Genomic DNA, 9,373 nt, shown 5'->3' on the forward strand with positions numbered 1-9,373 from the left:
GCGGATGGCGGGTGTAGCACCGCCGCCGGTGACGATGAAGCTTTCATTGGTGTGCAGGCTCAAGGCCCGGGTGCTGGGCACGTACTGGGAGAGGGTGAGGTTCCAGCCTTTGCCCAGACCGCTGTCTTCGAGGGCAAGCGGATTGAAGGCCAAGCGCAAAGGCAGGGTTGGGCCAAGCAGTTGGTTGCCAGGCAGGTCTGGCAATTCGATGCCCAGGGTATATTGACCCGTGCGGGGGTCGACACGGTTTTGCACGAAGCTGAGAAAATTGAACGCATTGGAGTGTACGACTGATGTTTGAGTCATGATCGATAACCTGTTCAGAAGAGTGCCTGCCTTATGCAGGCAGGCACAGATCAATCACTTTGCTTTACTCAATACGAGCTTGTTACGCCCGTCCTGGCCACCCCCGAAATCGACGCTGAGCTTATGCCGGTTACCATTGATGTCAATGAGCATGAACTTGAACTCGCTTTGTAGAGACGTGCGATCTTCTATATCTTGCGGGTGCTCAGCTACATCCCCGAAAGGGAAGTCGGAAACGCGATTCAAGCTGACAACCAGCGTGCCCTCGGAGTAGTCTTCGATAGCATCCTTGAGCACAAGGCCTCTCGCCTGCGCCATTTTCACCAATACGCCATCAAACTGCATCTTGTCTGTTCTCGACAGGGTAAAGCCGGTATAACTGGCGAAGGTTTCTTCGTAGTTTTCGGACTCCCACTCCACCATCGATTTATTGTCGTCGGCTTCGATCTCTATCGATACAAAATTGATTTGTTGTTCGTCAGGTGCCAGGGCCAAGGTCCAATAGTCGACGCTCCAATCCATGTAGTTGAAATTGTCGCCATTGACGACGTCGCCCTCATCAGCCTTGCGCTCGTCATTGAAACCATAAGCCTCAATTCGATAGTTCGGGATTGGCAAACCTTCTAAATCAACTTTGCCGTTTTCTTTACTTTCGTCGTCGGAGGAAATGCGACCGCCTCCATCTCGCCGAAACTCGGCGTATAAGGTTTCAGGTAACGTGCTGGTGGTTTGCACATAGTACGTTTCAATACGCTCTCCCTGCCCCGCCTGAACACCGGCCTCGGCCGAGGGTGTGGGTCGGTAATAACGGTTACGCGCACGATTCACCACCCATGTGCCCGGTTTGGACGGATCATCGGGCGGCACAATGCCTTCTTCATCTTTTTCCAGAAACTTCAACTGGCTGCCGCTGATTAGCGAAAAACGAAGCGAATCCAGCTCGGTGTCGCTGATCGGGTAATGTTCGCCGGTGGCGAGCGGCTTGGTTTTGATGGACACCTGTACAATGATCTGCTGCAGCCCGTTGGCATAGCATTTGGCAGGCCCTTTTACCTCGAGCCGGAAATACTCGAGTTCAACCCAGCTACTCACTGTGCTCGACGCCGGGGTCAGTTGCCCATGTTCGACGATCGCGTAGCCGGCGAACATATTGTCTACTTCCACCATGACCACACTGCAGGGTGAATCCGTTGAAGCCGGGGGGGCATAAAGCCCACTCCGCTCGCTGATGTCACCGTCGCCGTAGACCGTCCACTTGATGTCCGCCGATGAAGGCAAGTTACCCTGCAGATCGAATTGAACACCAGCCAGCACGTTTTGACGCAGCACGTGGTGCGGCGTCACCGCCACACTCTGCGGGTGCATAATGATGATCACGCACGCCCGTGCGCTGGCCTGGGTAGCAAGATCGGTGACCTCGATCTGCTGCAATCGAATGAGTGGCCTGCCAGGGGTTTGCGGCGCTGGCGTGAAACGCGCTTGGCCCTCTTGCCCCTGCTGCAAATCCCCAAGCGATGGGCCGACCAGTGCCCATTGCAGCTGCCCGCCACCAGTACTGGAGGCCCTGAAGTCCACGGCCGTTTGACCCTCCAGCCAAGTTACCACCCTAGGTGAAACAAGTACTGAGGACTGGTTCTCGATTACCAAAGCCGAACGCTGCAACCCTTGGTCATCACTTTCAAACTGACCGGACACCCGCGTGACCTGGGTTGGCTGGGCAAAAAGACTGGGCGCTCTGCTGCTGTAGGTGCCATCAGCAATGGCGCCGCTGGCTGCTGCCCTGAAAATGTTACTGGCCTCCCATTTCACAGCGCCCGTGCCCCCATCAAGGCTGAAGGGCAGCGCTTGACCTGCGTCGATGCTGACAATCGCTGGCACGATCTCGCGCGTCAACGTACCTGCTTTGAGAGTGTTGAACGCCACCAGATCATGCGGTTCGTGGTGCTCTAGGGAATCCCATTGCCTGTCGTTGCTCACCTTCACTGCCTGAAGTGTGTCACTCGGCCCCTCCCCCAGTGGCTTGGTGTATTGGGCTCGCAACAACGTATTACTGATATCCGGCTCGCGCGGGAGCAGATACGGGAGGCTGCCAGAGGTTGGCAATGAGCCCGGAGCAAGGTCGGTGTTGAGCTGCATCAGCACCACCATCGCGCCCTCCCCTTCAGCACCAGGCTCTGAGCTCCAAGGGGCTTTTTGTGTCAACACCTTGAGCCGCTTGGCGCCCAAAGCGGCGTAATGAGCAAGGTCGAACACACTGAGTTCATAGCGGCAGCGATCAGCTGGCTGCTCTTTGAACCAGTCGCCTAAACGCTTGCCCAACATGGTGCGTGCGTATTCGGTATCGCCGAGGTTGCAGCTGAAGTTGCGGCCGCTGGCCAGGTCCAGCACGATCGGTCCCAGCTTCCCGGTTTCGGTGGGTTTGAATTCCAAGTCGATCAAGGCTTCGACGTAATAACCCATCGAAGGACGCACCGTGGAAGCTGTCAACAGCAGCGGTGCGTTGCCGGTCGGCGACGACTGGGCGTCGTAGTCCCCTGCCAAGAGGGTCATGCGCACCGTGGCTACACCGTCGGTCAAACTTGCATGTTCGAACGACAGCTGGGGTGGGCCCAGTATCAAGCTGCGCAAACCCGCCGTGATGGTGCCATCGGCGACGAGGCTGAAGCGAATATCCACAGGGTCCAGGCAAGCACCGCTACCGTAGCGCGCCAAGTATTGCTCCTCGAGCATCTTGTTCAGTGGTGCGCGACCGACCGCCAGGATACCGCCCCAGTCATGCATGACAGTGCCCTGACGAAGGCGTTCAAGCAATGCTTCTTTGGAATAGTCAACCATGATCAATTCTCCTGGTCATCGGCACTAGTGCACAGTTGCGAAAACGCCTGGAACGATACGAACGGCACAGGCAAGATCATGTAGCTCCACATCGCCATGAACGGCGTTTCGTACAAAGCGGCCACGACGATGAAGCGCTCTGCGCTATCCCTGGGCGTGGTATAGACACCGCCCTCAAAGGTGCCATCGCCCTTGACGAGGAACCATTCGGTACTCTCAGGTGGGACTTGGACGTCCTCGTTATCGAGGTTTTTCGACCAGAATTCGAAAGCCAGACCTGTTTCAACCGCGGCTACGCGAAGATGCGAGCTGCCCATTTCAGACAGTGGGATGAGGATATACATGGATTGCGAGGTGCTAGCGCCGGCGCGCTTGATGTCGATACGGTCCATGCGCAAGATTTTATCGAGCTTGGTTACCGGGGCGGGCAGGTCAGCGCTGCGCGCCGACTTGTAGAACCTTGCATCCTGCACACCTGGTTCGGGCTCGGTACTTGGCAAAAGGCTGCCGTTGGCATTGCCCACCACCGTCCACGTCATGGCGCTGCCATCGATGGATGCCGCCCAGACTTTATACTTCACGTCAACGTTGGTGCTGTCGTCGGAAGACAGCGCCACCGTGCTGACCAATGGGTAAATGGACACATCGTTCGCTACTAGGCTTACCAGCGCACTGCCCAGCCATTCGCTGCTCTTGGCAGTGACCACCACGCGCTTGAAGCCATAGCCAAATGAAGCGGCCGAGGGGGCCTTGTATTTACCGGAGGCTTTGTCGATTTGCCCAGGATCACCGGTTTCGTCCGGCAAATTGCTGACTGTCCACTCTAACCCCGCCAGCGCAGGCTCCACCTTAAACGAGTATTCGGAACCTGCCTGCACCACGACTTCTTGAGGGCTGATAGTATGCGAGGTGCGTTTGGGTGCCAGCTCACCCAGCACCGTGATATCACCCGGCATGGCGATGGCTTTCGGCTCGACCACTTCGTCGCCTCGGAACAGCAAGTTATTCAAGCGCATGGCATCTATTTGAGTGCCAAGGTTGGTCAGATTGCTAGCGAGGAATTTCAAATCAACTTCCAATTGCCATTTCGCGGAATCCATTGCCGAATCGAATGCTGGGCGGCCCAACCCGCCGTCATTGTTCCCGTCACCGGTGACGAACGAAGTATTAACGGTAAGGTCAGCCGCATTGGAGTTAAGCGCGATGACTTTGCGCCCCTGCGCATTGTCTTGCAAGGAAACGCTAAATACTTGCTCGAATGACCAATCGGTTTTGAAATCCCCTTCATAATACCAATCCATCGGGGGTATACCACGGACTCCATCAATTTCGACATGCGTACGTTCGATAGTACCCGACCATCTGACCACGTAGCGGCGCCCATCCTTCTCCACACGCAACGAGTTTTCACCATTGGCGAACGGAAAATTCATTGTCTCAATTTTAGTGCGGACAGGGCCAACTGGGATGATTGACGCGGCAAATTGTCCGTTTCCGGCAACGTATTGCTTGAAAGCCCCCCGCAGCACGACTTGGAACTGAACCCCACCCAAGCGCTCAATTTTCTTAATTTCCTCCATGATCATCTTTTCGAAAATCTGTTCGTAGCCGATCATCAAGTTACTAGAGTATCCTTGGGGCAGCAGAAACAGCATGTCGCTGTCCACTGCAGGTAGTTCCCCATTTTGAGCCCCGTCAAGGCGGATGAACACCAGGACCTCGCCGTCGCCGAAGTTCTCCGCCGTGCGTACTGTCGCACCCGGCGAAGGGTGGGTACGCAAATGAAACTCTGCCGGCTGCAGCGCATCTTCCGCGTCACGACGTATTTCACTGAGTTCAAATATTTTCTGTTCCGGCGTCCAGGTTTTAATGATCTCCCTGAGGTGCGTCCCAAGTAGCAAAGCCTCAAAATCAGTGTCTACGCCGGAAAAATACATATCGGTGACATCATCGCCACCCAAATCGATAACGACCTTGCCAGCCGAGTCTATCCCGCCGGTCACTTTGTTCAGTTTGACCTTCATCGACAGGGCCGGCCCCAACAGGCCATCGGCTTGCGCCAGACGCACCACATCGCGACGGGCTAGCCCCGCACGCTGGTTGGTTTCCAGCAAGCGCCCGCCAATACTGCGCATGTGCAAATCGGCGCGGGAATCGGCTATCGAAGCGTTTTCAAACGACAAGCGCGGTTTATCGGCCTGCAGGTCATCGAGCACATGGAAACGCACACCACCTGTAACCGGCGTTGTATGGTTAATGCTCGGGAAGTACGAACCACTGTTGAAACGATCGATATACTCCTGCATCAACAAATAATTGGCTTTATTACGATCGAACGCCAACACCACGCCCCACTTCTTGGTCGCGGGTTTATATTCCAACTGCTGGATAAATTCTTCCGGGGTCAACCTGCTCATACTATTTCTCCCGTGTCAGGGTGCCACCTGTTCGCAAGACGATACGTCGCCCTGCCTCAGGTCCACTGTTGCGGTCATTTGTCTTTACCTTCGCGACGCGCGCGACAGGCAATTATCGAAAGCTGCGACTGATGGCGTCTTGGCGACGCCCGATGCAGGCTGGACTCAGTCCCGGATGGTTATCGTTCTCGAGAGAAACTTCGTATCCGCCACATCGTCGAAACTCACGGTGACGTGAATCACCGGGCTGCTATTGCGCTTAAAGCGTTCCAGCAACGCGAAGGGTATATTCGCGTAGACAAATCCTGAGCTCATTTCGGCTTCATCAACTTCAACAGCGTCTCGCAACATTTCGCTTATCGCGCCACTTTCACCGTTACCACTGATCCAGATCTTGACCTTTTGTCCAATGTTCATGAATATCCAACTTTCTAGAATCAAGGTTGCAGGTCGGCCTTCGAGATCACTCAGCAAAAGATCCCCATTCCCTTCGGCCTCTTTACACACAATATGCGAGTAGCGGCCGACCGGGACGGGCTTGATACGCACGCGCAGCGGGTCGGAGCGGCTGCCCCCAGGCAGAATCTGGTAAGTGACATCAAAGCGCTTAGCCGTACCTTCTTCAGTAGCTTCCATGTTCGGTGCCACGAAGGCAGGGGGTATCAGAAAGCGTAGCGGCTTACTTGGATCAGCCGGCGCGGTGGCCGTGTACCGCCCGCCATTAGGGTGACCATCCCAATGGACGTTAAGCGTTTCATCCGGCCGCAATTGCACCGATGCCGGCACATTTATCCAGGCCCCAACCCCCAGGTTTTCACCCATTGCAAACACCTGGTTAGTGGCCCCGTCGGACCCGCTGGCCTCCATCGACGGCGCGCTCAGCACACGCGGCACCACGACCTGCACACTCAAGGGTTGAGCCGATAGCGCCAGGCCTTGGCGAGCAAGTTGGTAGCTGAGCGTCAGCTCACCAGGCTCTAGCCAAGCCGCTGGGGCACTGAACACTACCTCGCTTCCTTCGACGCTGCTGGCATCTAAACGTTGGCTGTGCACGAAGCTGTCGGCTGCCCCATCCCAATAGAGCATTACATGGTCGCCGGGCTGCGCCCCATCATGACGCGGTATGCGCAGCGTTAGCCCTGTGGGGAACGTACTGGGGTCCAGGTCGCCGCCGCTGTAACCGTCTATCTGCACCTCGGCCAGCCGGGGCGAGAGCCCAGCCCCGCTGGCCATGACTCTAAATACCTGCGGTGGCGAATCGACGGAAACCAAGCCGCCTTGCAATTGGATTTCATAGTGAAGCTCCACCCGCCCCCCACCCAGCGGCAGAAACTGACTCCGGGGTACCGCCCATTGCAACGGCTGCCCCACTTGCGCCTCATCTACCAGGAGGGGATAGGTCTTTTCAGGCATCGCGAAGTCTTCATCGTCGTAGCCCTGGAATACCAAAGTTACTTCGTCGTTGTTACGCATTGCCTGATAAGGCGCAACGGTGACGGTGGTAGTGCTGCCGATCTCGTCCAGCGCGATGACCAGGTCATGGGACTGCGTTACCTGCACCACCGGCAAACGCTCACCCACGACCGGGCGGGTGCGCAGGCCGATCAGGCAGAAGGTACGATCGGACTCTTCGGGATCCCCATTGACCGCGTAGGAATAAAACCCTGCCCCACCCAGCGTCTCGACCAATATGCGATTGTTGATCGGAACAAGCATGCCGAGGGTTGGATCGAAATCGATGACCGTAGACACCGAGCCCAGGTCATCGAACGCGACGCCTGCGGCATTGCAACCACGCCAAAGCACACGGATTTCATCGCCATCTTGCATACCAGCATATTTCACATATGTCTCAAGGTCTTCACTGCCTAGTGCTTCGACATCAATCTCGGAGTCCTCGGTCAGGCTAGGTATGAAGGGCATGGGCCTTGCCAAACGCCTGTTTTTATACGGTGAATTCATGAGTGCCTCCTTCGGGATAGGTACTTTCTACGCCCCTCAGAAGCGGTTGCCTACTAACAGAATTACCAGGTCAAGTTATGTAAGCCCGTTACACACGGGCTGATACGAAGCGCAGGTACACCCTGGCATTTTTACCAGCTCACTGCGTTGAGGGTTTGTTTTATCCTGACAGGCTCGATGGCTAAGCCACACCAGCCTAGTAAAACTGTCAGGTGTCAGATGGGGACTTGTAATTTAGCCTGGTAGCAGTTTTGTGCATTGCCACTAAGCGCCTCCGCTGGCGCCGCAATCACTGACCTACCCGATAGTAAGCATTACACCCCTTTGGAGACCCCATCATGCCCTCCCTCTATAAACCCACCCGCTATAACCCTTGGATGGCTCTAGGCGTCGCTACGTTTTGCCCATTATTAATAGCAGCCACCGTCCAGGCACAAACGCTGACCATTGAATTAAGCGGCCCGAAAGGAGATGTGCTCGACCCCGAGAACAACTCCCAGCACGCCTGCAATGTCAGTGTTGAATATCAAGCCGGGCGCACGGTCACCACAAACCTCAACAGCCCCGGTGGGGATTGTTATGAACTCCGGCCGCAAATCATCAGTTTTAAAAGCTTCCCATCAGCCGTCAAGATCTTGGGCACTGATAGCCCATTGTGCGACACTGGCTTGGGTGACTCGTTCAAAAAACGCAGAGACCCGTCCACTAACCAAAACTTCTGGTTTGAACTTCAAACAACCCGCAACAGTGCCCAGCTTGCAGAGATAGGCATCGACCGTTTATTCAATAACGTTGGAAAACTTTTGACCAATACTTCGGAGACTGGCACACAGACCAGTATTGGAGTGAAAGTCAACAAAGCTCAACGTACGCAGGTTGATGCAGTCGTTAATAACCTTTCGTGCATCAGTATCATAATGCCCTCTGGCCCGGCCTCATCCCTGATGGGTGAAACCATCGCCGTTGAGCACCCTGAAAATTGGATAAATCGGGGCCCAGCCCACAGAGAAAACTTCACTTGCCCTGACAATACAGTCATGGTTGGGCGTCATCAGACCGGTGATGAGACCGCAGATACCAAATACAAATGCGGCTCGGTCGAAGGCCTGCTGCGTGTCGACTCGGTATTCGGCACAGCCTTCCCTGAATGCGGATATCGGGTCTTGAAAGACGACGAAAGAGACTTCACAACGTGCACAGAAGCTGTGAATTACAAAAAGTCCGACCAGGACTACCATTATTTCAGATGCCCTGTAGATCAAGTTATGGTTGGCCGAAAACATCAGGGCGATGAAAACGCAAAAACCCAATATAAGTGCGCCACGCTCTACAAAGGTAGCGAAGCTAAAAAGAACACAGTTTTCGTTGAAGTTGATGCCAACTGGTCAACGCCTGCAATGGAGCAAGGCCTCCAATTTGTTTGCGACGCAAACAAAGTGATGGTCGGTCGCGCGCACCGCAGTGATGAACAAGGCGATACCCGTTACCTCTGCGCATCTCTACGTTCCCCGGCTGAAAGCCGCTAATTGATCATAGAGGCCATTGCCATGACCGTCTCATCCGCTGCGTACTCGAACGCTTTCAACTTTCTCAGCTTCGTGCAAAACAGTGTCGACCCCCGCACGGGACAATACTCCCTGAGCATCGAATTGCCCAACCTGCCTGGCAACCAACTGCTTGGCCCAAGCCTGCCTTTGCGCCTGGCCTTCAATCCGCTGGCCCTCGAAGACAGCGGCCTGGGCAAAGGCTGGAACCTCACCCTCTCCCAGTACGTGCCCAGCACCCGGGCCTTGAGCCTGCACACCAATGAAAGCTTCACCGTCACCGGCGGCGGTGCTACACCCGCCATCCGA

General features: G+C 55.5%; 6 protein-coding genes. 2 read left to right on the forward strand and 4 right to left on the reverse strand.

Annotated elements, in window-relative coordinates; genetic code table 11:
* The 4 genes from ACK59H_RS22210 to ACK59H_RS22225 form a co-directional block, all read right to left on the reverse strand.
* A partial coding sequence (locus ACK59H_RS22210) for a hypothetical protein (RefSeq protein ID WP_409264926.1) occupies nt 1-306 on the reverse strand: 306 nt, incomplete at its 3' end.
* Between the two features lie 54 nt (nt 307-360).
* Nucleotides 361-3,141, reverse strand: coding sequence for a hypothetical protein (locus ACK59H_RS22215; RefSeq protein WP_060480600.1), 2,781 nt, complete (start codon nt 3,139-3,141; stop codon nt 361-363).
* A gap of 2 nt (nt 3,142-3,143) precedes the next feature.
* Nucleotides 3,144-5,558 carry a hypothetical protein gene (locus tag ACK59H_RS22220; RefSeq protein ID WP_060480601.1) on the reverse strand — a complete coding sequence of 805 codons (2,415 nt, stop codon included), beginning with the start codon at nt 5,556-5,558 and terminating at the stop codon, nt 3,144-3,146.
* Nucleotides 5,559-5,723: 165 nt separating this feature from the next.
* Nucleotides 5,724-7,520 carry a hypothetical protein gene (locus ACK59H_RS22225; RefSeq protein WP_155500319.1) on the reverse strand — a complete coding sequence of 599 codons (1,797 nt, stop codon included), beginning with the start codon at nt 7,518-7,520 and terminating at the stop codon, nt 5,724-5,726.
* A 338-nt stretch (nt 7,521-7,858) separates the two neighbouring features.
* Here ACK59H_RS22225 and ACK59H_RS22230 point away from each other — a divergent pair, with 338 nt between their 5' ends.
* Nucleotides 7,859-9,046 carry a hypothetical protein gene (locus ACK59H_RS22230; RefSeq protein WP_060480603.1) on the forward strand — a complete coding sequence of 396 codons (1,188 nt, stop codon included), beginning with the start codon at nt 7,859-7,861 and terminating at the stop codon, nt 9,044-9,046.
* 21 nt (nt 9,047-9,067) lie between these two features.
* A partial coding sequence (locus ACK59H_RS22235) for a hypothetical protein (RefSeq protein WP_409264927.1) occupies nt 9,068-9,373 on the forward strand: 306 nt, incomplete at its 3' end.

The organism is Pseudomonas sp. KCJK9000 (assembly GCF_046230725.1).
Classification (GTDB): Bacteria; Pseudomonadota; Gammaproteobacteria; order Pseudomonadales; family Pseudomonadaceae; genus Aquipseudomonas; species Aquipseudomonas promysalinigenes.

Excerpts from the sequence above, each read along its gene's own strand:
- ACK59H_RS22215 (WP_060480600.1), bottom strand. The coding sequence starts at position 3,141 with ATGGTTGACTATTCCAAAGAAGCATTGCTTGAACGCCTTCGTCAGGGC.
- ACK59H_RS22220 (WP_060480601.1), bottom strand. The coding sequence starts at position 5,558 with ATGAGCAGGTTGACCCCGGAAGAATTTATCCAGCAGTTGGAATATAAA.
- ACK59H_RS22225 (WP_155500319.1), bottom strand. The coding sequence starts at position 7,520 with ATGAATTCACCGTATAAAAACAGGCGTTTGGCAAGGCCCATGCCCTTC.
- ACK59H_RS22230 (WP_060480603.1), top strand. The coding sequence starts at position 7,859 with ATGCCCTCCCTCTATAAACCCACCCGCTATAACCCTTGGATGGCTCTA.